Source organism: Pelagibacterium lentulum, from assembly GCF_003992625.1.
GTDB classification, from domain to species: Bacteria; Pseudomonadota; Alphaproteobacteria; order Rhizobiales; family Devosiaceae; genus Pelagibacterium; species Pelagibacterium lentulum.
Genome location: NZ_RZMW01000033.1, coordinates 75773 through 97532, shown reverse-complemented (window position 1 = coordinate 97532; position 21760 = coordinate 75773). Strand labels below are relative to the sequence as shown.

The window sequence follows — 21760 nt, the reverse complement described above, 5'->3', positions numbered from 1 at the left end:
AGATTTACGCCGCTTGCCAAGACATGGCCCCAATGCCAATGCTTGACATTATGGCCCCGGAACGGTTGAACGCTTTCCCAAGAGGCGGAACAAAAGGGCGCGCAATCAATGGGACAGAATGCGATCGACGCTATTGAACCGCTAACCTATCAAGAAATCGTTGCCCGGTTGAACGGTCGTCCACTTTTGCTGATCGGCATGATGGGAGCGGGCAAGACAACCGTAGGCCGCCGCCTTGCCGCCCGGCTCGGTGTGGATTTCGTGGATTCTGACGCCGAAATCGAGCTGGCTGCGGGCATGTCGATCCCCGATATTTTTGCCGTGCATGGCGAAACCGAGTTCCGCGCAGGTGAAGCGCGCGTGATCGCGCGGCTGTTGCGCGAGCATCGCGGCGTGATCGCGACCGGTGGTGGTGCCTTCATGAATGGGCAGACGCGGGTGCTGGCGCGCGAGCTTGCCGTTTCCATCTGGATCAAGGCCGATTTCGACCTGCTCTTTGCGCGCGTGTCCAAGCGGGCCAGCCGCCCGCTGCTGCAGACAGCCGACCCCAAGGGCACGCTGAGAGACCTGATCGCCAAACGTTACCCCACCTATGGGCTGGCCGATATTACCGTCGTCTCCCGCGATGTGCCCCATGACATGGTGGTCGATGACCTCATGGCCAAACTCTCCGACCACCTGAAGGGTGAACATGACCGATAATCCCGACGCGCCCGCCCATATCGTCCATGTGCCATTGGGCGAGCGCACCTACGATATTGTTATCGGCCCCGATGCAATCGGCTCGGCGGGAACCCGGCTCAAGAAAATGTTTCCCGGCGCGCGTTTTGCCATCGTGACCGACACCAATGTGAGCGAAAGCCAGTTGCCCAGGCTCGAGGCCTCGCTCAGTGCGCAAGGGCTTGCCTACCACGTAATCGTCGTTGCCGCGGGTGAAGCCAGCAAGAACTGGGCGACACTCAACACGGTTGTCGATGGGATCATCGCGGCCCGGCTCGAGCGCAACGATATCGTTCTCGCTCTTGGCGGCGGGGTGATCGGCGACCTTGCGGGCTTTGCCGCATCCATCACGCGGCGCGGCATGGATTTCGTCCAGATACCGACCTCGCTTCTCGCGCAGGTGGATTCCTCGGTTGGCGGCAAGACCGGCATCAATTCGGTCCATGGCAAGAACCTTGTCGGCGCCTTCCACCAGCCCAGACTGGTTCTGGCTGATCTCTCCGCGCTCGACACCCTGCCCGCCCGCCAGTTCAATGCCGGCTATGCAGAACTGGCAAAATACGGATTGATCGACGACGCCGAGCTGTTCTTCTGGCTTGAAGCCAATTATCGCGATATTGCCGCAGGCGGGGCCTCACGCGCCCAGGCAATCGCAAAGGCCTGTGCTGCAAAAGCACGGGTGGTTGCCGGTGACGAAAAGGAAAGAGGCAATCGCGCCCTGCTCAATCTGGGCCATACATTCGGCCATGCACTGGAAAAGGCCACTGGCTATTCCGAGCGCCTGCTGCATGGCGAAGGGGTTTCGATCGGCATGGTGCTGGCCTATAAGTTCTCGGCCAGAATCGGCATTTGCCCCTCCCAGGAGGTAGGGCGCGTCGAAGCCCATTTGAAAAATGCCGGACTGCCCACTACATTGGCAGATATTCCCGGAGATCTCGCGCCGACCGAAGCGCTTTTGGATATGATTGCACAGGACAAGAAAGTCAGCCGCGGCAAGCTGACCTTCATTTTGACGCGCGGAATCGGGCAGGCCTTCATTGAAAATGACGTCGCCCCCGATGCCATCCGGGCCTTCCTTGAGGACATGCGATAATGGAAATGGTGCTTTGGTTGTCCGTAGGAGCCATCGTGCTTTTGCTGGGCATAAGCTTTTTCTTTTCCGGCTCTGAAACCGCGCTGACTGCGGCATCCCGCGCACGGATGCATCAATTGGCAAAATCGGGAAACAAGCGTGCGGGGCTTGTCGAACGCCTGACCGCCGAGCGCGAACGGCTGATCGGCGCCATCCTTTTGGGCAATAATGTCGTCAATATTCTCGCTTCGACCCTTGCCGCTTCGGTGTTGATCCAGATTTTCGGCGAAGCCGGGATTGCCTATGCCACCATTGCCATGACAGCGGCAGTGGTGGTCTTCTCCGAAGTGCTGCCCAAGACCCTGGCACTTATGCGGCCGGACAGTTTTTCCATGGTGGTTGCCCCGGTGATCCGGGTGATCGTTTTCCTGTTTGCGCCCATAACCGGCGCCGTCCAGCTTCTGGTCAATTCGATCCTGAAGGCCTTCGGGCTCGATGCCGACAAGGCCAGCGCGGTGTCCGGCCATGAGGAATTGCGCGGAACAGTGGATTTCCTTCATTCAGAAGGGGAGGTGGTCAAGGACGACCGAGACATGCTGGGTGGGATACTGGACCTGCGCGAGCTTGAAGTTTCCGATGTCATGGTCCACCGCACGCGCATGCTCTCGCTCGATGCGGACCTGCCGACAAGCGAACTGATCTCGGCAATTCTTGAAAGCCCCTTTACGCGCGTCCCACTCTACCGCGGCAAGCAGGACAATATCGTGGGCGTCGTTCACGCCAAGGACTTGCTCCGCGCGCTTCACAAGGTCGGTGGCGATCCCGAAAAGGTCAATCTCTCAAAGATCGCACTCAAGCCCTGGTTTGTGCCCGATACGACATCGGTTCAAGCCCAACTCAATGCCTTTTTGAAGCGCAAACTGCATTTTGCGCTGGTGATCGATGAATATGGCGAAGTGCAGGGTCTGATTACGCTTGAGGACATTCTCGAAGAGATCGTGGGCGAAATTGCCGACGAGCACGATGCGGTGATCGAAGGGCTTACCAAGCAGGCCGATGGTTCCTATATTGTTGATGGCGCACTACCAATCCGCGACATCAACCGTACGCTCGACTGGAACCTGCCGGACGAGGAAGCGACAACCATTGCCGGGCTCGTGATCCACGAAGCCAAGCTGATCCCCGAACCGGGCCAGCAGTTCACGTTTCACGGCCTGCGGATAAAGGTTTTGCGTAAAACCCATAACCGGATCACCCAATTGCGGATTACCCCCATCGAGCAGAAGACGAAATTGGGGTGAGAAGCCCCGTCTAACCGGCCTTTTTTACCTCGATGGCCAGAGCGTGCAAACCCTCGTCGAACTGGGTCTTGAGCGCCGCATTGATCGCCCGGTGTTGTTCCACGCGGCTGAGTGCGTCCAATTGCAGACTGGCAATCTTGACGCGGAAATGCGTATTGCCCCCTTCACGCCATCCCGCATGGCCATGATGACGCTCCGATTCGTCGATCACTTCGAGTTCGGTCGGAGCAAATCGCTCGCGCAGAATGGCATGTATGGTTTGGGCAACGCTCATCGTGTCAACGACCTCTTTTTTTGGTTTTGACCATAATGGCCGAGGTAAATCGCGGTGAACTCGTATATGATTAGCGGCCCCTAATTGCACAAGGCCCCATTTTCGCCGCGACCGTCTGCGAACCGGGCTGAACCGTTCGGAAGACGAACAGACACATTGTTGATCGAGTTAAATTACGTATGAAGACCACGTCGAAAATATTTGATTCCATCCGCGTCAAGCCCCGCCGCGCGGCCGACGAGCCGGCGGTGAGCCATCCGGGCTGCGACTGGGAAGGGTGCGACAATCCCGGTCTTTATAAGGCCCCCAAGGGCGCGCGCTCGGAAGGACAATTCCACAATTTCTGCCTTGAGCATGTGCGCCATTACAACAAGGCTTATAACTATTTTTCCGGCATGAGCGATGACGACATTGCCGATCACGCCCTGAAAATGAATGCGCCGGGCAGCCGGGAAACCTGGGCCTATGGCGTCAATCGGGAAGGCAAATCCACGCCACCCCCGCGCCAGCACAAGCCGCGCGATTATACCGAAAAGCGCTTTCACGACCCCAATCACCTGTTTGCGCGCCTGCGCAGCCGCGAACGCGCCGCACCGGGCGCTTCCAAGGCCGAACGCCAGATAAAGCTGACGGGACAGGATCGCGCCGCGCTCGAAACCCTGGGGCTTGAAGGCCGAAAATCCCGCGATGAGATCAAGTCTGCCTACAAGGCTCTGGTCAAGCTCCATCACCCCGATGCCAATGGCGGCGACAAGGGTTCGGAAGACCGGTTGCGGGCGATCATTTCGGCCTATAACCACCTCAAAGCCAAGGGCCTTGTCTGACACACCCCTTGCAGGCGGGTGGCTGATCGGTCTATGTCAGCCTTTGCTGATATTAGGACTTCATTTCCTGCCGACGCGATTTCGTAAGACGCGCCTTAAACCAAAAGGCACTTTAGATGACTGATTTCTCCAATCTGCCCGATACCGAATACAAGGTCCGCGATCTGTTCGGCATCGATAGCGATATGGTGGTCAAGGGCTATGCAAAGTCCGATCCCCATGTTCCCGAACTCGACCCTGACTATCTGTTCGACCGCAACACCACGCTGGCCATTCTTGCCGGTTTCGCGTTCAACCGCCGCGTCATGGTGCAGGGCTTTCACGGAACGGGAAAATCGACCCATATCGAACAGGTTGCCGCGCGGCTGAACTGGCCGCTGGTCCGGGTCAATCTCGACAGTCACGTCTCGCGTATCGACCTTGTGGGCAAGGACGCGATCGTTTTGAAGGATGGCAAGCAGATCACCGAATTCCGTGACGGCATCCTGCCTTGGGCCGTGCAGAACAACGTGGCGCTGGTATTTGACGAATATGACGCCGGCCGTCCCGACGTAATGTTTGTAATCCAGCGCGTTCTCGAAGTTTCGGGTCGCCTGACGCTGCTCGACCAGAACCGCGTGATCCGCCCGCACCCCGCTTTCCGCCTTTTTGCAACGACCAACACGATCGGGCTCGGCGATACCTCGGGGCTTTATCATGGCACCCAGCAGATCAACCAGGGTCAGATGGACCGCTGGTCGATTGTCGTAACGCTCAATTACCTGCCCCATGACAAGGAAACCGGCATCGTTCTGGCCAAGGCAAAAACCTATCAGAACCCGGAAGGGGAAAAGAAGGTTTCCAACATGGTTCGCGTTGCCGATCTCACCCGCTCGGCCTTCATCAACGGTGATCTTTCGACCGTTATGAGCCCGCGCGCCGTGATCACCTGGGCGGAAAATGCCGAGATTTTCGGCGATATCGGCTTTGCATTCCGGCTGACCTTCCTCAACAAATGCGACGAACTCGAACGCCCCGTAGTGGCCGAATTCTATCAGCGCGTCTTTGGCGAGGACTTGCCCGAATCCGCCGCCAATCTGGCGATTTCGGCCTAAGCCACAAAGAGCCGGATGAGACGTTCCTCTCTCCGGCTTTGCAAAAGACGAAAAGACAATGGCCCAACCACCGCGCCCGAAAGCCAACAAGCCTGATCCCACACTGCTTTTCAAAGCTGCGGTGGGCGCGACGGTGCGCACCATTGCCGGCCAATCAGAACTCGAAGTCTCCTTTACCGCTGACCGACCGATCCTGACATCGGACAAGGCAAGGCTGGCCGCCCTGCCGCGGCTGCCCACCAGCCGGGACATCGCCATTGCGCGCGGCCAGGGCGATGCCATGGCCATGCGCATGGCAAGCCATGACGCCGATACTCATCGCAAACTGGCGCCCAAGGATCCCGATGCGCGTGCGGTTTTCGATGCGCTCGAACAGGCACGCGTCGAGGCCCTGGGCTGCACGCGTATGGGCGGGATGGGTAACAACATCGCCCAAATGCTCGAAGACCGGCTTTTCCGGGCCAATTACGCCAATGTCACCGAACTTGCCGACGCGCCTCTGGCCGAAGCGCTGGGGCTGATGCTGCGCGAAAAAACCGCTGGCATAGAAATACCGCCATCAGGCCGCGAGATCGTCAATCTCTGGCGCGAACGGGTGGAAAGCCGCACCGGCGCCTCGCTGGAGGAACTGGCAAAACTGCTCGATGACCAGACCGCGTTTTCGCGCGCAACACGCCATATTCTGCGCGATCTGGAGCTGCTCTCGGAAATCGACCCCGATCAATTCGATCAGGACGACAACGAATCCGGGGATTCCGACGCCCAGAACAATCAGGCCATGAATGGCGACGAGGATCAGGAGCAAGGCGAATCCGAGGGCGCCGAAATGGAAGGCACCGACGAGGCGCCGGGCGAGCACGAGGAAACCGGCGACGTTGAAGGGCTTGAGGCCGACATGGCCGATAGCGAGGAGGATGCCGCAGCCGAGGTGGGTGAGGATTCTCCCGCCCCGCCACCCCAAGGCGACGGCGAGCAACGCCTTTCCAACCAACCCACCTACAAGGTGTTCACCAACAAGTTCGACGAAATCGTAACCGCGCCCGAACTCTGCCCGACCGAAGAACTCGACCAGTTGCGGACCCTGCTCGACAAACAGCTCGAGCATCTGGCCGGAGCGGTCGCGCGGCTGGCCAACAAACTGCAGCGGCGCCTGATGGCGCAGCAAAATCGCGGCTGGGACTTCGATCTCGAAGAAGGCGTTCTCGATACGGCACGGCTCACGCGCGTTGTAACCGATCCCCTGCAAGCGCTTTCGTTCAAGGCCGAACGCGATACCGACTTCCGCGATACGGTGGTCACGCTTTTGATCGACAATTCCGGTTCGATGCGTGGACGCCCGATCACCATTGCCGCGATCTGCGGGGATATTCTAGCGCGCACGCTTGAACGCTGTGGCGTGAAGGTCGAAATCCTGGGCTTTACCACCCGCGCCTGGAAGGGTGGAAAATCCCGCGAAGCCTGGCTCGATGCAGGACGCCCGCCCAATCCCGGACGCGTCAACGACGTCCGTCACATCATTTATAAAAGTGCCGATGAACCCTGGCGCCACGCCAAGCGCAATCTTGGCCTGATGATGCGCGAGGGGCTCTTGAAGGAAAACATCGACGGGGAAGCCTTGCAATGGGCGCATAAACGGCTTTTGGGGCGGCCTGAAAACCGGCAGATCCTGATGGTGATTTCCGATGGCGCGCCGGTCGATGACTCGACCCAGAGCGTCAATTCCGGCAATTACCTTGAAGCACATTTGCGCTCGGTCATTGACGATATCGAAACCCGCTCGCCCGTTCAGCTTGTTGCCATCGGCATCGGCCATGACGTCACGCGCTATTATCGGCGTGCAGTGACCATCCTTGATGCCGACGAACTGGCCGGCGCCATGACAGACAATCTCGCGGCGCTTTTTGACGAAGAGCCCCCGCAAGTGGCACGGGCCCGCCGCTGACATGGGGCTGGCGCGAGCGGCTTTGGTTTGTCTTGCATTGCTCGCTCCAGCATTTGGCAACGCCGCCGAACCCATATCGGTTTCAAGTCAGACCATCACACGCTTCAAGGGCGCCAATCCGGGCGAGCGCGTCGACGGGCTGATCTGGCGCGGCGGGCTGCAAATGGGCGCCAATCATCGCCAGTTCGGCGGCATATCGGGCCTGACCTTTCTCGATACCGACCGCTTCGTCATGGTCAGCGATGAAGGCTGGTTCATTTCCGGCAGGCTCGAACTTGCCGATGGCCAACCGCGCAACCTGATCGACGTTGAACTTGAGCCTATCCGCAACTCTTCCGGCAATATCCTGCCCAACCGCTTTAGCGCCGATGCCGAGGCCATAACGGCAATTTTCAGAAATGGACAACCCGTTGCCGTGCGTGTGGGATTTGAAAACCTGACACGGGTTGCCGATTTCGATCTGACCGATGGGCGCCCCGGCGGAGCGGCGCGTCCCGTCACCATTCCAGAATGGCTCAGTCAGTTGCGCACAAACGAGTCGATTGAATCGGTTTGCATAGCGCCACCGGCCTCACCAGTCGCCGGGTCGACGCTGATCATCACCGAAGCCCATTCGCGCCAACCCGGCACCTGGGCTGCAACACTTCTGGGCGTGCGCGACCGGGGCGACCTACATCTGGCGCGCTCGGGCGCCTTTAATCCCACAGCGTGCGCCTTTTTGCTCAATGGCGACCTGCTGGTGCTCGAACGCGGCCTGTTCATGCTGAGCTTTTCCACCCAGATCAGACGCGTCCCGGCAGATCATGTTCGGCCTGGCGCTGTGATGGACGGAGAGGTCATTCTTTCAGCTTCAGGGCGCGACGTCGACAACATGGAAGCTATGGACGTTCGCACGCTTTTCAACGGCGAAGTGCGGATCACCCTTGTCTCGGACGATAATTTCAATAGTTTCCAGCGAAACTTGCTGCTTGAATTTGCCCTGCCGTAAAAAGGGGGACCAGATGTTCACAACACCCGAAGAAGCAATGGCCAGTTATGAAAAAGAGATTGCGGTGCAATCATTCGACGCCGTGGCCAAGGTTATCGCGCCAGATGCCGTCTTCTGGTTCACCAATGGCTCTCATATCGGCCTTGCCGCCATCAGGCAGGCATTTGAGGAGACTTGGCTCACGCTTGTTGATGAAACCTATTGGCTGACGAACCTGCACTGGCAAGCCAAAGGAGACAGGGCAGCCGCATGTACCTACCAGTTCAACTGGAAAGCGACCGTCGATGGCAAGCCTGCTTCAGGTTCGGGGCGCGGGACGACGGTACTTGAGAATCGCGACGGCTCATGGCTGATTGTCCATGAGCATCTTTCACCCGATCCCCGCATTGAGTAATTAGGTCAGGACTGTCCCATGAATATCGATTTGCTGCGCGCCTTATGTGAAACCCCAGGCGCCCCCGGCCGCGAGCACCGCGTCCGCGAGTTGATCGCCAAGGAGATCGAGGGACTGTTTGACGAGGTTTCCGTCGATGCCATGGGCTCGCTCCTGGCAAAGCGCAATTCACGCTCGGGCAAGAAAAACCCGCTCAAAATCATGCTCTTGTGTCATATGGACGAGATCGCCTTTCTCGTTACCCATGTGACCGAAAAGGGCTTCATCCATGTGGACCCTGTGGGCGGGTTCGATGCGCGGAACCTGTTCTCCCGCCGCGTTCTGGTTTGCACCAAGGATGGCGACTACAAGGGGGTGATGAACCCCGGCGGAAAGCCCATCCACATTTCCAGCGCCGAAGAGCGCAAGAAAATCCCCGAGCCCAAGGATTTCCTCATCGATATCGGGCTGGGCGAGGAAACCCGCAAAAAGGTCAAGGTCGGCGATTTTGTCGTCATGGACGAGCCTCTGCTCGATATGGGCGAAAAGATCGTTTCAAAGGCGCTCGACAACCGCATTGCCTGCTGGCTCGGCATTGAGGCGATCCGGGCGCTCGATAAATCGGGCGTCAAGCACGATTGCGAAATCCACGTCGCCTTTACCGCACAGGAAGAAGTGGGGCTGAGAGGCGCGCGCACGGCTGCCTATGCCATCAAGCCCGATATCGGACTGGGCATCGATACCACGCTGGCCTGCGATACACCGGGCGTGCCCGAAGCCGAAAGCGTGACGGTGCATGGCAAGGGGTTCGGCTTGCACGTCAAGGATTCCTCGTTTATCGCCGATCTCGATCTGGTCGAGGAAATCGAAGCCTTGGCCGAAAAAAAGAAGATTCCCTGCCAGCGCACCATTCTGGCGCGCGGCGGGCAGGATGGTGCTGCCGCCCAGCAGGCCGCGGCCGGCGCCCGTGCCGTCGGCATCGTCGTTGGTACCCGCTATATCCATACGGTGACCGAGATGGTCGACAAGACCGACCTGCAGGCCGCCTGCGATATTCTCGTGGCCTATCTCGGGGAGAAGTAAAGCTATACCGCCAGCGCGAGGTCGGCCTGTGCCGCCTTGCGCTGCGCAAGCGCTTCGCCAATCGCCACAATCGTGGGCGCGTTGATATCGAACGCTTCCGACGCCGCAACCAATTCGCCGAGCGTACCTTGCCAGACTTTCTGCTCGGCGCGCGCGACATCGGTTGCCAGCACCACTGGCGTGTCCAAACCGAGCCCTTGGCCTTCAAGATTGCTGACGATGGCGGGCAATGTGCGTCGCGCCATATAATAGACATGCGTGGTTGACGGGTCGGCCAGTGCTTGCCAATCGAGGTTGCCCGGCAATTCCCCGTTGCGAGCGTGACCTGTGACAAACCGGACCGATTGCGCGCAATCGCGATGGGTGAGCGAAAGGCCAAGGCTGGCCGCAAGCGCAAAGGCGGTCGAGATGCCCGGCACGACCGAAACTGGAATATTCTCGCTTTCCAGCCGCGAAATCTCTTCCCCGGCCCGGCCAAAGATCATCGGATCGCCCGACTTGAGCCGCACGACATGCTTGCCCTGCTTGGCGAGCGTCACCATCATGGCGTTGATATCTTCCTGACGGCAGCTTTCCCGTTTGCCTCTTTTGCCGACCAAAATGCGCTTGGCCTCACGCCGCGCCAATTCGAGCACTTCGGCGGAAACCAGATCGTCGAACAGGATCACATCTGCCGACTGCAAGGCCCGCACGGCCTTGAGCGTAAGGTATTCAGCATCGCCCGGCCCCGCGCCCACAAGCGTTACACGGCCCGCTTGTGTCGCAAGCGATTGGGCAATCAATTGCTCTTCATCGAGCGCCGGTGCAGCACCGGAAAAGCTCAGGTCTGAAAACCGCTCCCAGAAAGTGCGGCGCTGAACGCCGGGCGCCAGCCGATCAAGCACCTTGGCGCGCAGTTTCTGCGCCATCTTTGCCCAGGTCGAGAGCGTATCGGGCAGTAGCGTTTCGATCCGGCGGCGTACTGCCTGCCCCAATATGGGCGCAGCGCCATTTGTCGAAATGCCGACAACAAGCGGCGAGCGGTTGACGATGGAACCGAACTGGAACTGACAGAATGCGGGCTTGTCGATCACATTGACCGGCACGGCGTGGGCGCGCGCCAAAGCAACAAACTGTGCTGCCTCCTCCTCGGCGCAATCGCCCACCGCCAATGCCAGCCCCTCCCAATCCGCGTCGCGCCAGTGCTTTGCAACGATTTCGACATTCCCGCGCGCCGAAAGTGCCGCCATTTCCGCGCAAGTTTCCAGCGCAAAAACAAGAACCTGCGCCCCGGCGGCAGCCAGAAGCTCGGCCTTCCAGGCCGCTGGCTCCTCCCCGCCTGCAACCAGAACCCTTTTGCCTTTAAGATCGAAAAATACCGGCAAGACATCCAATGCGCCCATGCGGGGACGCGCTGCCTCACTCGGCTGCCGCGAGACGATGTGCATCGATAAGCCTCCTGATTTCGGTGCGGCATGAGCCGCAATTGGTTCCCGCGTTGAGCGCCTCGCCCACCGCCGCAACATCGTGACAGCCGCCAACCACCGCATCGGCGATCTGGTTGGCTCCAACGCCGAAACATGAGCAAACGAGCGGTCCAGGGTCGGGCATATCCGCGCCGGGCCGCCCGGAGAGCATATTGGCGCGCGTCGCCGCCGCTCCATGATCGACCCCCAATTGTTCGACCGCCCATTGACGCGAAACCAGAACCGGCTCTGGTGCGAGAAAAAGCGCAAAAACCAACCGACCGCTATCAAACAGGGCAATATTGAACCGGCCAACCCTGGCATCGATGCTGGTCGTCAGCGCGGCATCTTCGCTGACCCCGAATATGGTATGCGCAAGCCTCGACAGGTCCTCGGGGCGCTGCCAGAAACCCAGCTCCATCCGCCAGCCATGTTCCGCCGGAGCCAGCGCCCAATAGTCAGCCATATGCAATTTCGGTTTAACCCTGGAAACCGCAAAGCCGTATAGCGCCACATCGACCGGGGACAGCGTAGCGCAGCCCATCTTGAGCGCCGGTTGCCCCGAAATCGGGTCGGTATAGGGCGGGATCAGTGCATTGACCCGGCCAGTGGGCGCTGTTTCGCCGGTCCAATGCATGGGAACGAAGGCGCTGCCCTTTTGCTGGCGATCCGTAACCAACGCCCGCACGATCGCACTACCGAAGGCGTTTTCAAGCCGGACGAGCTGGGTGCGCCGGATCGAAAGCCGCTCGGCATCATCAGGATGGATCTCGACAAAAGGCTCGGCATAATGGGCGGAAAGACGCGGTGTTTTGCCCGTGCGGGTCATTGTATGCCAATGATCGCGCACCCGGCCTGTATTGAGCAGCAATTGCCCCGGCGGCAGCGTCCTTGGCGGCGGGGGGTTCAGCGCAACAATCCGCGCCTTGCCGTCGACTGAGAAAAATCCGCCCTTGCCGAAAAGCCGCTTTTGGCCCGCGCCACTGCGCAAAACCGGCCATTGCACCGGCTCAAGGGCCTCGTAATCGCGATCTACCAGCGCCGAAATGTCGAAATCGCGGCTGCCGTTGTTTTCAAACCCGGACAATTCGCAATGCTCGGCAAAAATTTCGGCAGGCGAAGCGTAGTCAAAGCCCGAAAAGCCCATCCGCTTTGCCACCTGACAGATGATCCACCAGTCGGGCCGCGCCTCACCCGGCAAGGGGAGAAACGAGCGCTGCCGGGAAATCCTGCGCTCTGAATTGGTCACAGTTCCCGATTTCTCGCCCCAACCTGCCGCGGGGAGAAAAATATCGGCACAGCGCGCGGTATCGGTTGTGGCAAACATATCCGAAACGATTACCGTCCCGCAGTTTTTGAGCGCCCGCCGGGCAGCATCGGCATCGGGCAGCGAGACGACCGGATTGGTGGCCATGATCCAGACGGCCTTGATCCGGCGCGCAGCAATGGCACCGAACAGTTCGACCGCCTTGAGGCCGGGCTTTACCGCAATATTGGGCGCGTTCCAGAATCTGGAAACCGTATCGGCCTTGTCGAAATCCATATGCGCGGCAAGCATATTTGCAAGTCCACCCACTTCGCGCCCGCCCATGGCATTGGGCTGACCGGTGATCGAAAACGGCCCCATGCCTTCCCGCCCGATCCGCCCCGTCGCCAGATGGCAATTGAGGATGGCGTTGACCTTATCGACCCCCGAAGTCGACTGGTTGACCCCTTGCGAATAGATGGTCACGACCTTTTCGGTCTGGGTGAAGAGATCGAAAAACAGCGCAACGTCGGAACGCGCAAGCCCGGTAGCCTCTGCAACCCGGCCAATGGTCCAATCCTCTGCTGCGTCGCGGGCAACCTCCATGCCCCTGGTATGTTCCGCGACAAAGCGCATGTCGAAAGCGCCTGCATTGGCCAGATGCGCATAGAGGCCAGAGAAAAGAGCCACATCGCCATCAGCGGCAATGGGCAGATGCAGGTCGGCAGTCTGGGCGGCATTTGTCGCGCGCGGATCGATAACGACAATGCGCATGTCCGGGCGCTTTTCTTTTGCCGCCAGAATGCGCTGATAAAGCACGGGATGGCACCAGGCGAGGTTCGAGCCAACCAGCACGATCATATCGGCAAGCTCGAGATCCTCGTAAGCACCCGGCACCGTGTCCGACCCAAAACCCCGTTTATGCCCTGCGACCGAGGACGCCATGCATAGGCGCGAATTGGTATCGATATTGGCCGTGCCAATGAACCCCTTCATGAGTTTATTGGCAACGTAATAGTCTTCGGTCAGCAATTGTCCTGAACCATAAAGCGCCACGGCATCGGGGCCATTTTGCTCAATGACGACTCCGAGCCGGCCGGCAACCTCGTCGAGCGCGGCATCCCAACTCACCCTCTTGCCCGAAATCATCGGGTAAAGCTGGCGTTCTTCGAGCGACAGGGTTTCGCCCAGTGCCGAGCCTTTCGAGCACAGCCGCCCGAAATTGGCCGGATGGTCAGGGTCGCCGGAAATCGTAGCCGAACCATCCGGCTTTGGTGTTGCAAGCACACCGCAACCGACGCCGCAATAGGGACAGGTGGTTTTGACCTCGGTTGGCAAACTCCGCTCCCTATTCCGCAGCAATGGCCATGGCGAGGTCGGCATCGATATAGATAACCTCACCTTCAAGCCTCAGGGCAAAGGTGCGCACCTGGCCTTCATCCGCGCCCTGGGCCTCGCCCGTTTCCAGCGAGAATACCCAATTGTGCAGCGGACATGTGACCTGCGCCCCATGCACGATGCCCTGGCTCAAGGGACCGCCGCGATGCGGGCAGCGATCTTCTATCGCATAGACCTTATCGTCGACCGTGCGAAAGACGGCGATGGTGCCTATGGGCGATTTCACACAGCGCGCGCCGCGGCGGGGAATATCGTTGATCGATCCGATTGCGATCCAGTCGGTCATGGCCCTCACTCCGCCGCCTGTTGGGGCATACCAAACTCGGCAAGCGCCGCAAATTCATGAGCATCCTTGCCGTTGACCCGCTCTTGCCACGGATCGACCTGCGCAAACTTCTGGGAATAGACGAAGCGCTCGAAATAATGACGGCGCTTTGCAAGATCATCGACAACATTGGCCTTGATGGAGTCCGACCCCACCCGCTTGGCCCATTTGTAGATGCGCTCGAGATAGCGCCCCTGCTCCCGATAAAGCTGGGTGAGCGCAACGATGATCTCCATGGCCTCATCCTCGGTCTTGGCGTGGCAGAGGACTTCGGTGCCCTTGATGTCGAGGCCGGCTGCACCGGCGAAGTGGATTTCGTAGCCTGAATCCACGCAGATGACGCCGACATCCTTACAGGTGGCTTCGGCGCAATTGCGGGGGCAGCCCGAAACCGCCATCTTGACCTTGGCTGGCGTCCAGCTTCCCCACATGAATTTTTCGATCCTGACGCCGAGACCGGTCGAATCCTGGGTCCCAAAACGACACCAATCGGACCCCACGCACGTCTTGACCGTGCGCAGGCCCTTGGCATAGGCGGCGCCCGAGACCATACCGGCAGCATTGAGGTCGGCCCAGACGGCGGGAAGGTCTTCCTTTTTCACACCCAAAAGATCGATGCGCTGGCCGCCTGTTACCTTGACGGTTGGAATGGCAAATTTGTCGGCCACATCGGCAATCGCGCGCAACTCGCGCGAATTGGTCAACCCGCCCCACATGCGCGGGACAACAGAATAGGTGCCGTCTTTCTGGATATTGGCGTGCACACGCTCATTGATGAAGCGGGACTGGTTATCGTCCTCATATTCGCCCGGCCAGGTGGACAAGAGATAATAGTTGAGCGCCGGACGGCACTTGGCGCAACCGCACGAGGTTTTCCATTCCAGCTCCTGCATGACCGCGGGCATGGATTTAAGACCCTTGGCGACGATCAGACGGCGCACATCGTCATGGCCAAGATCGGTACAGGGGCACATCGGCTGGACTGCCGCCGGGTTATAGGCATCGCCCAGCGTCGCCGCGAGCAATTGCTCCACCAGCCCCGTGCAGGTGCCGCATGAGGCCGAAGCCTTTGTATGGGAACGCACATCGTCCAGCGAGGTCAGCCCTTTTTCCGCGATCGCGCCGGTGATCGTGGATTTGCATACGCCGTTACAGCCACAGATTTCCGCATCATCCGGCAAGGCTGCAACGGCCGCCATAGGGTCCAGTTGGGCACCCCCCTGATAGGCTTGGCCGAAAATCAAGGTATCGCGCATCTCGGTGACGTTTTCACCGCGCTTCAAGAGATCGAAATACCAGGCACCGTCTCCCGTTTCCCCGTAAAGCACGGCGCCAATGATCTTGTCCTGCTTGAGGACCACACGCTTATAGACCCCGACCGAAGCATCGCGCAGAACGATCTCTTCCCGGTCGTCGGCTTCGGCGAAATCGCCTGCCGAATAAAGATTGACGCCTGTAACCTTGAGCTGGGTTGCGGTCTGCACCGGCTTGAATGCCGCCTCGGTGCCTGTCAGCGTCTTGGCGGCGACCTTGGCCATGTCATAGAGCGGGGCAACAAGGCCATATACGACGCCCTGGTGCTCGACACATTCGCCCAGCGCGAGAATATCGGGGTCCGATGTTCGCATCTGATCGTCAACGACGATACCGCGTTCCACTTGCAGGCCCGCATCGGTCGCAATGCGGGTTTCAGGCCTGATCCCGACGGCCATCACGACAATATCGGCGTCGTAAACCGTGCCGTCCTCCAAAAGCACCGCTTCGACCCGATCCTCGCCCAGAATGGCCTTGGTCTGCGCCTTGCAATGGATTTTGATACCGCGCCCTTCGAGCTCCCGTTGCAACAGATAGCCTGCGGCGGGATCGAGCTGACGCTCCATCAGATGGCCCATGAGGTGGAGAACAACCACCTCCATGCCACGATTTCTGAGCGCCGCCGCCGCTTCAAGCCCCAATAGCCCACCGCCGATGACGACAGCGCGCGCATTGGGCCTTTCCGCTGCGGCCACCATGCGGTTAACGTCGTCGAGATCGCGGAACGCCATGACGCCCGGCAGATCCTTGCCTGCAATCGGAATGATGAACGGTGCCGATCCCGTGGCGACTACCAGCTTGTCAAAGGTGGTTTCAACGCCATCGGCATAAACCGTTCTGGCGGCGCGATCGATCCGGGTAATCGTCTTTCCGAACTGGCAATCAACACCATGCTCGGCATACCACGCCGCGTCGTGGGTGACGATGTCTTCGTAAGACTTCTCTCCGGCTAGAACCGGTGAAAGCATGATCCGGTTGTAATTGCCCCGTGGCTCCGCCCCGAAAAGCGTAACCTCGTAGCGGTCAGGATCGGCCTCAAACAAGTACTCAAGCATGCGGCCAGAGGCCATGCCCGCACCAATGACAACAAGTTTTTCTCCCATTATGCGGCCTCCACGAACCTGTGACGCTCATAGAGGAACTTCAGAACCGCCTCGCGACACTTAAGATACATCCGGTCCGATGCAAGGTCGACGCGCTTGCGGGGCCTCTCGAGCGGAACTTCAAGCACCTCCCCTATGGTTGCAGCCGGGCCGTTTGTCATCATGACGATCCGGTCGGAAAGCAGGACTGCCTCATCCACGTCATGGGTAATCATGATCATCGTGTTTCCAAGCCTTGCGTGGATTTCCATCATCTGGTCCTGCAAATGCGCGCGGGTAAGTGCATCGAGCGCACCGAAGGGCTCATCGAGCAGCAGGATTTTCGGCTCCATGGCCAGCGCGCGGGCAATCCCGACACGCTGTTTCATCCCGCCCGAAATTTCGCCCGGCCGCTTGTCCTTGGCATGAGCCATTTGCACAAGACTGAGATTTTCCATGATCCAGTCGTGGCGCTCAGCCCCGGATCTGTTTGCAAAGACCTTGTTTACAGCCAGCTTGACGTTGTCATAAACGGTCAGCCAAGGGAGCAGCGAGTGGTTTTGAAAGACCACCGCACGGTCGGGGCCGGGTGCTGAAACCTCCTTGTTTTCAAGCAGCACCCCGCCCGATGAAACTTCCGTAAGGCCCGCGATCAGGTTCAGGAGGGTCGATTTTCCGCAGCCTGAATGGCCGATGATCGAAACATATTCGCCCTTGTCGATGGAAAGGTTGATGTCACGGAGCACTTCGGACTTCTGAGCGCCGCGGGTGAAAGTCTTGCCGATGTGGTCAAGCTTGAGATAACTGGCCATTGGTTTTCTCCCCTTATGCCGTCGTGCCGCGGGTGACGATGGCGCCAATGAAGCTCACCAGCTTGTCGAGCACAAAACCGACAAGCCCGATATAGACCAGCGCCACGATGATGTCGGTGAGACGTGACGAGTTCCACGCATCCCAGATGAAAAAGCCGATGCCCACGCCCCCGGTCAGCATTTCGGCAGCAACGATTGCGAGCCAGGACAGCCCCACCCCGATCCGAAGGCCGGAAAAGATGTAGGGCGCCGCAGCAGGAATCATGATCTTGAAGAAGAACTCGACCTGATTGAGCCGCAGCACCTGCGCAACATTGCGATAGTCTTGCGGAATGTTGCGAATGCCGACGGCCGTATTGATGAGAACTGGCCAGATGGCCGTGATGAAGATCACAAAGATCGCCGAGGGCCGGGAATCCATGAACGCGGCCAGCGAAATAGGCAACCAGGCCAAGGGCGGCACGGTGCGCAACACCTGAAACAAGGGATCGAGCCCGCGCATCATCCAGACCGACTGTCCAATAATGGCACCGACCAATACGCCGCAAATAGCGGCGAGCCCGAACCCATAAGCGACCCGCTCCAGCGAAACCAGAACGCGCAGGCCCAGCCCAATGTCCTGCGTGCCATAGACAAAGAAGGGATCAATAATCAGGTCCCAGCTTTGCGCCCAAACCTCAGAAGGCGGCGGCAGCGACGACCCGGGATGAGAGAAAGCCACCTGCCAGACCGCCAACAACACCAACACGACCACAAGCGGCGGAACAGTATTGGCCAGCAATGTCATGCCCAAGGCCTTGAAATCGAAATTGTTCGGCAACGCTTGCTTGAGCGAAATCACCTTGGCCTTCTCAGGCTGACTGGGTGCAGGAAAGCGCGATACTGGCTCGTCTTTTTGTGCGGGAAGGGACATGAAGGTCACCTCTTTTTCTCGCGTTGAACTTTAAATTCACGTCGGGCTACGGCCCGTTACGCCATGGATTTGATGTCGAGACTGTCGAGATAGGCTTGCGGGTCGGCCGGATCGAAAACCTTGCCGTCAAAGAACGTTTCAACACCACGACTGTCACCAAAGCCGGAGGTATCGATCCCCAGCTCCCTGGCAGCGTCGAGCCACAGGTCGGATCTGTTGGTCTGATCGACCAAGGCCTTTACGTCGGTATCGGAGGGGAAATATCCCCAGCGGATATTCTCGGTCATGAACCAGGTATCGAGGCTCTTCCAGGGGTAGGAGGTTTCCCCGTTCTCCCCCCAGAATTTCATGGCCAGGTCGGTGCCGGTCTCGATGCGGCCGTTGCCATAGTTGATGTCGCCGCGAATGCGTCCGATAATGTCCTCAACCGGCACGTTATACCATTGGCGCCGACCGATGATTTGAGCCATTTCCTCTTTGTTTTCCATGGCTTCGCACCATTGCTGCGCTTCCATGACAGCCATGAGAAGGGCCTTGGCAGCATTGGGGTTTTCGTCAACCCATTGCGCACGCATGCCGAGAATCTTTTCGGGATGTTTGAACCAGACTTCGCCCGTGGTCGCGGCGGTGAACCCAATGCCCTGATTGACGAGCTGTTCATTCCAGGGCTCGCCAACACAAAAGGCGTCCATGTTGCCAATGCGCATATTGGCAACCATCTGGGGCGGCGGCACAACGATAACGGATACGTCTTCGTTCGGCACCAATCCGCCCGCGGCAAGCCAATAGCGCAGCCACAGATCATGAGTGCCGCCAGGAAAGGTCATGGCCGCCGTTGGCTCTGCGCCCGCAGCCCGCTTGGCGGCAAACGCTTCCTTTAGCGGCGATGAGTCGAGGCCGACACCGATATCTGCATATTCCTGCGCAACCGAGAGGCCCTGACAATCCTCATTGAGGCTCAATAGCGTGTACATGGGCAAGGGCTGATTGTTCTGCATCACCGAGCCCGAGGCATAAAGATGGGCCTTTGGGCGCAGAATGTGCCCGCCATCGATGCCACCCGACGCTGCGCCCAAAGCCATATTGTCGCGCGTGGCCCCCCACGATGCCTGCTTTTCGATCCGCATGTCAGTCAGGCCATATTTCTCATACATGCCCTTTTCCAGCGCGATGATCAGCGGCGCGGAATCGGTCAGCGCGATATAGCCCAGCGTGCAGCCTGTCACCTCCGGCCCTGCCCCTTGAGCAAAGGCGCCCGAAGGCAACAGAGCCTTTGCCGCCATAAGGGTTGCAGCGGTCGCGCTGACCGATTTGAGAAAAGTCCGGCGCGATGGGCTTGCAGTCGTTTCGGTCATATCGGTCATCTTCGGGTCGTCTCCAGTGTTTGCACCACAGTGAGGACAAAACCGGCATCGCCGCCCCAAAACGACAAAAGGCCACCAACCAGTCCAACTCGCCGATCCGTCCGATCGGTTCCGTGGATACCAGTTGGCAGCCTTGCCATTTTGGGAGCGCCCGTCATTGGACGCCGGTTCTGTTATGAGCCGTCTTGGGAGGAGCTCATTCGCGCAAAGCCTTGCAGAATCCGTGCCAGTTTCTCAATTCTCCAGATTCATGAGCAATTTCAGAGGAATGGAAGTCCTGCGCTGTGCGAACTGCTTCCGGCCAATTTCAAACATTGCGACTCAAACGGGCATCAGTCTGCGCATTTATTGTGCAACAGAAGTCTGCGCTGCGCATTTAAGCAGGCGATCAATCGGCCTGAGAGGAGATATAGGCTTCGAGCTTTTGGGGATCGAATGGCACGTCATCGAAAAAGCCGTCATCGCTCTTGTAGTCGGCCTCTGGCAGGTTAACACCAAGCGAAGTGAGGGCAGCGCGATAGAGATCGGCACGGAAGCACGCAGCGGCAATATCGGCATTGGTCGGAGATTGCGGCGCCTCGCCCCAGCGCACCATCTGGCTGTAATACCAGAGCGCCTGACTCTTCCATGGGAAATTGGCGTTGTGGGCGGATGGCACGAAATGGCTGTCGATCTCGGCCTCCGCGCCGTGACCGAGGACAAAACGCCCGGTCAATGCCCGAATAACGATCTCTCTGGGCGCATTGAGATAGTGGGGCTGCGCCATGATTGCGGCCATTTCATCGAAATGGGCCTGCTCGCTCGCCCACAGCCCTGCACGATAGAGTGCCCGGATCAGGGCCGACACCGTGTCCGGGTTTTCTTCCGCCCAATCGGCACGCATCCCCACCACCTTGTCAGGCGACATGCTCCAGATTTTGTCCTTGACGGTCAAAAGGCGCCCTGACTTGCCTGCAACACCGACCGAGTTCCAAGGCTCCCCCACACAATAACCGTCAACACCGCCCGCCCCCAGCGCACCGGGCAGATATTGCGGCGGCAGAACCACGATCTCCACATCCCTATCGGGCCGCACACCACTTGCGGCCATCCAGTAGCGCAATTCATAATTGTGACTGGAGGTTTGATGGACAACGCCAAAGCGCAATTTGCGCGGCGAAGCCTCAACGACCTTGCGGAACGCTTCGCCGTGCGACGCAGGATCTATTGTGTCGGGAGCACCCTGGTCGCGCATCTGGCGCCAGAGGTCGGCGCTCACGGTGATCCCGTTGTTTCCAAGCCCGAGGACAAAAGGAGCAATCATTGGCACCGAAAGCGGGGTCAGACCCAGGCTTGCGGCAATGGGCATCGGAGCCAGCATCTGCGCTACATCGAAATGCCCAAGCGCCGCGCGATCGCGAATATTGGCCCAGGAGTTTTCCTTCACCAGATGCAGGGCCAGCCCCTCATTATGGGCAAAGCCCTTCTCATGCGCCACCACGAGCAGCACGGCATCGAGAAGGGGCATGAACCCCGCTGTAAGATGAGTTGCGGTCATTGGTTCGGCCCCAGCAATTCGGAAGCAGTGATCAGACTTTGAGCAATGTCGATCAGGCGCTGATTTCTGTTCATCGCGCTGGTGCGCAGCAATTGATAGGCTTCAGGCTCGCTCAGGCCCCTTGTTTTCATAAGGATTCCCTTGGCCTTTTCGATGATTTTACGATCTTCGAGCTCGCCCTTGGCCTGCTCAAGCTCGCGTTCAAGCCGGGCGAACGCATTAAAGCGCGCGATCGCCATATCCATGATCGGCTTGATGCGCTCTTTTTTCATGCCGTCAACCACATAGGCGGACACCCCGGCCTGAACGGCCTTGTCGATCATGGTGCCGTCGGAACGATCGACAAACATGGCAATGGGACGCTGAACGGCCTTGGAAAGGGAAAAGAAATGCTCGAGCGTGTCGCGATTGGGATTTTCCAGATCGATGATAATGACGTCGGGCGCAATCTCCCCGATCCTCTGCGCCACGGCCTTTACATCATGAACCACCGACACCCGCTGATGGCCAGCCTCGCGCAACCCCGCCTCGATGATCGAGGCGCGGATATGATTTTCATCGATGACCAGAATGGACAGAACCGCTGACATGCCCTTCATATTGCCCATGCACGATAATTAGGCAATATGTCATTTTGTCTATTTTAAGCGCAG

At 58.9% G+C, this 21760-nt stretch carries 19 protein-coding genes; 9 read left to right on the top strand and 10 right to left on the bottom strand.

All coding sequences use genetic code 11. From position 1 onward, the window contains the following. Positions 1–108 precede the first annotated feature (108 nt). From EO133_RS10105 to EO133_RS10095, 3 genes are read left to right on the top strand one after another with little or no spacing between them, the layout of a single operon-like run. A complete protein-coding gene (locus EO133_RS10105) occupies positions 109–702 on the top strand; it encodes a shikimate kinase (protein WP_127072528.1) in 594 nt (197 codons plus the stop codon). Next, complete coding sequence (gene aroB, locus EO133_RS10100) at positions 692–1813, top strand: 3-dehydroquinate synthase (RefSeq protein ID WP_127072527.1); 1122 nt, start codon at positions 692–694, stop codon at positions 1811–1813. The genes EO133_RS10105 and aroB overlap by 11 nt, the downstream gene beginning before the upstream one ends. Further along, complete coding sequence (locus EO133_RS10095; RefSeq protein ID WP_371870909.1) at positions 1810–3093, top strand: HlyC/CorC family transporter; 1284 nt, start codon at positions 1810–1812, stop codon at positions 3091–3093. The genes aroB and EO133_RS10095 overlap by 4 nt, the downstream gene beginning before the upstream one ends. A 10-nt stretch (positions 3094–3103) precedes the next feature. On the opposite strand, the gene EO133_RS10090 is transcribed toward EO133_RS10095, so the two are convergent. Then, a complete protein-coding gene (locus EO133_RS10090; RefSeq protein ID WP_127072526.1) occupies positions 3104–3367 on the bottom strand; it encodes a BolA family protein in 264 nt (87 codons plus the stop codon). Positions 3368–3546: 179 nt separating this feature from the next. On the opposite strand from EO133_RS10090, the gene EO133_RS10085 reads away from it, so the two are divergent. The 6 genes from EO133_RS10085 to EO133_RS10060 all read left to right on the top strand — a co-directional run bounded on the left by EO133_RS10085 (position 3547) and on the right by EO133_RS10060 (position 9671). Then, the gene (locus EO133_RS10085) at positions 3547–4191 is read left to right on the top strand and encodes a J domain-containing protein (RefSeq protein WP_127072525.1); all 645 of its coding nucleotides are present in this window, start codon (positions 3547–3549) and stop codon (positions 4189–4191) included. A 116-nt stretch (positions 4192–4307) separates the two neighbouring features. Next, positions 4308–5285 (top strand): cobaltochelatase subunit CobS, encoded by a 978-nt coding sequence (gene cobS / locus EO133_RS10080; RefSeq protein WP_127072524.1) that lies wholly within the window; start codon positions 4308–4310, stop codon positions 5283–5285. Positions 5286–5343: 58 nt separating this feature from the next. Continuing rightward, on the top strand, positions 5344–7227 hold the full coding sequence (gene cobT, locus EO133_RS10075; RefSeq protein ID WP_127072523.1) for a cobaltochelatase subunit CobT: 1884 nt from the start codon (positions 5344–5346) through the stop codon (positions 7225–7227). Further along, positions 7187–8215 (top strand): esterase-like activity of phytase family protein, encoded by a 1029-nt coding sequence (locus EO133_RS10070; RefSeq protein WP_127072522.1) that lies wholly within the window; start codon positions 7187–7189, stop codon positions 8213–8215. Before cobT ends, EO133_RS10070 begins: the two co-directional genes overlap by 41 nt. A gap of 13 nt (positions 8216–8228) precedes the next feature. Then, complete coding sequence (locus EO133_RS10065) at positions 8229–8609, top strand: YybH family protein (protein ID WP_127072521.1); 381 nt, start codon at positions 8229–8231, stop codon at positions 8607–8609. 18 nt (positions 8610–8627) lie between these two features. Then, positions 8628–9671 (top strand): M42 family metallopeptidase, encoded by a 1044-nt coding sequence (locus EO133_RS10060; RefSeq protein WP_127072520.1) that lies wholly within the window; start codon positions 8628–8630, stop codon positions 9669–9671. Between the two features lie 2 nt (positions 9672–9673). Here the strand turns inward: EO133_RS10060 and cysG are convergent, their stop codons facing one another. The 9 genes from cysG to EO133_RS10015 all read right to left on the bottom strand — a co-directional run bounded on the left by cysG (position 9674) and on the right by EO133_RS10015 (position 21697). Next, positions 9674–11098 carry a siroheme synthase CysG gene (cysG, locus tag EO133_RS10055; protein WP_164734968.1) on the bottom strand — a complete coding sequence of 475 codons (1425 nt, stop codon included), beginning with the start codon at positions 11096–11098 and terminating at the stop codon, positions 9674–9676. Beyond that, on the bottom strand, positions 11070–13700 hold the full coding sequence (locus EO133_RS10050) for a nitrate reductase (RefSeq protein WP_127072519.1): 2631 nt from the start codon (positions 13698–13700) through the stop codon (positions 11070–11072). The genes cysG and EO133_RS10050 overlap by 29 nt, the downstream gene beginning before the upstream one ends. Before the next feature lie 10 nt (positions 13701–13710). Next, positions 13711–14046: a nitrite reductase small subunit NirD gene (gene nirD, locus EO133_RS10045; protein ID WP_127072518.1), complete on the bottom strand. Its 336-nt coding sequence runs from the start codon at positions 14044–14046 to the stop codon at positions 13711–13713. A gap of 5 nt (positions 14047–14051) precedes the next feature. After that, the gene (gene nirB / locus EO133_RS10040) at positions 14052–16502 is read right to left on the bottom strand and encodes a nitrite reductase large subunit NirB (RefSeq protein WP_127072517.1); all 2451 of its coding nucleotides are present in this window, start codon (positions 16500–16502) and stop codon (positions 14052–14054) included. Further along, complete coding sequence (locus tag EO133_RS10035) at positions 16502–17293, bottom strand: ABC transporter ATP-binding protein (RefSeq protein WP_127072516.1); 792 nt, start codon at positions 17291–17293, stop codon at positions 16502–16504. Before EO133_RS10035 ends, nirB begins: the two co-directional genes overlap by 1 nt. A 13-nt stretch (positions 17294–17306) precedes the next feature. Next, entirely contained in the window at positions 17307–18206 is a 900-nt protein-coding gene (ntrB, locus tag EO133_RS10030) for a nitrate ABC transporter permease (RefSeq protein WP_127072515.1), read from the bottom strand. Between the two features lie 56 nt (positions 18207–18262). Then, complete coding sequence (locus EO133_RS10025; protein ID WP_127072514.1) at positions 18263–19570, bottom strand: CmpA/NrtA family ABC transporter substrate-binding protein; 1308 nt, start codon at positions 19568–19570, stop codon at positions 18263–18265. 388 nt (positions 19571–19958) lie between these two features. Next, a complete protein-coding gene (locus tag EO133_RS10020) occupies positions 19959–21107 on the bottom strand; it encodes a CmpA/NrtA family ABC transporter substrate-binding protein (RefSeq protein WP_127072513.1) in 1149 nt (382 codons plus the stop codon). Continuing rightward, entirely contained in the window at positions 21104–21697 is a 594-nt protein-coding gene (locus EO133_RS10015; RefSeq protein WP_127072562.1) for an ANTAR domain-containing response regulator, read from the bottom strand. Before EO133_RS10015 ends, EO133_RS10020 begins: the two co-directional genes overlap by 4 nt. Positions 21698–21760 lie beyond the last annotated feature (63 nt).

Excerpts from the sequence above, each read along its gene's own strand:
- EO133_RS10105 (WP_127072528.1), top strand. The coding sequence starts at position 109 with ATGGGACAGAATGCGATCGACGCTATTGAACCGCTAACCTATCAAGAA.
- aroB (WP_127072527.1), top strand. The coding sequence starts at position 692 with ATGACCGATAATCCCGACGCGCCCGCCCATATCGTCCATGTGCCATTG.
- EO133_RS10090 (WP_127072526.1), bottom strand. The coding sequence starts at position 3,367 with ATGAGCGTTGCCCAAACCATACATGCCATTCTGCGCGAGCGATTTGCT.
- EO133_RS10085 (WP_127072525.1), top strand. The coding sequence starts at position 3,547 with ATGAAGACCACGTCGAAAATATTTGATTCCATCCGCGTCAAGCCCCGC.
- cobS (WP_127072524.1), top strand. The coding sequence starts at position 4,308 with ATGACTGATTTCTCCAATCTGCCCGATACCGAATACAAGGTCCGCGAT.
- cobT (WP_127072523.1), top strand. The coding sequence starts at position 5,344 with ATGGCCCAACCACCGCGCCCGAAAGCCAACAAGCCTGATCCCACACTG.
- EO133_RS10065 (WP_127072521.1), top strand. The coding sequence starts at position 8,229 with ATGTTCACAACACCCGAAGAAGCAATGGCCAGTTATGAAAAAGAGATT.
- EO133_RS10060 (WP_127072520.1), top strand. The coding sequence starts at position 8,628 with ATGAATATCGATTTGCTGCGCGCCTTATGTGAAACCCCAGGCGCCCCC.
- cysG (WP_164734968.1), bottom strand. The coding sequence starts at position 11,098 with ATGCACATCGTCTCGCGGCAGCCGAGTGAGGCAGCGCGTCCCCGCATG.
- nirD (WP_127072518.1), bottom strand. The coding sequence starts at position 14,046 with ATGACCGACTGGATCGCAATCGGATCGATCAACGATATTCCCCGCCGC.
- nirB (WP_127072517.1), bottom strand. The coding sequence starts at position 16,502 with ATGGGAGAAAAACTTGTTGTCATTGGTGCGGGCATGGCCTCTGGCCGC.
- EO133_RS10035 (WP_127072516.1), bottom strand. The coding sequence starts at position 17,293 with ATGGCCAGTTATCTCAAGCTTGACCACATCGGCAAGACTTTCACCCGC.
- ntrB (WP_127072515.1), bottom strand. The coding sequence starts at position 18,206 with ATGTCCCTTCCCGCACAAAAAGACGAGCCAGTATCGCGCTTTCCTGCA.
- EO133_RS10025 (WP_127072514.1), bottom strand. The coding sequence starts at position 19,570 with ATGACCGATATGACCGAAACGACTGCAAGCCCATCGCGCCGGACTTTT.
- EO133_RS10020 (WP_127072513.1), bottom strand. The coding sequence starts at position 21,107 with ATGACCGCAACTCATCTTACAGCGGGGTTCATGCCCCTTCTCGATGCC.
- EO133_RS10015 (WP_127072562.1), bottom strand. The coding sequence starts at position 21,697 with ATGTCAGCGGTTCTGTCCATTCTGGTCATCGATGAAAATCATATCCGC.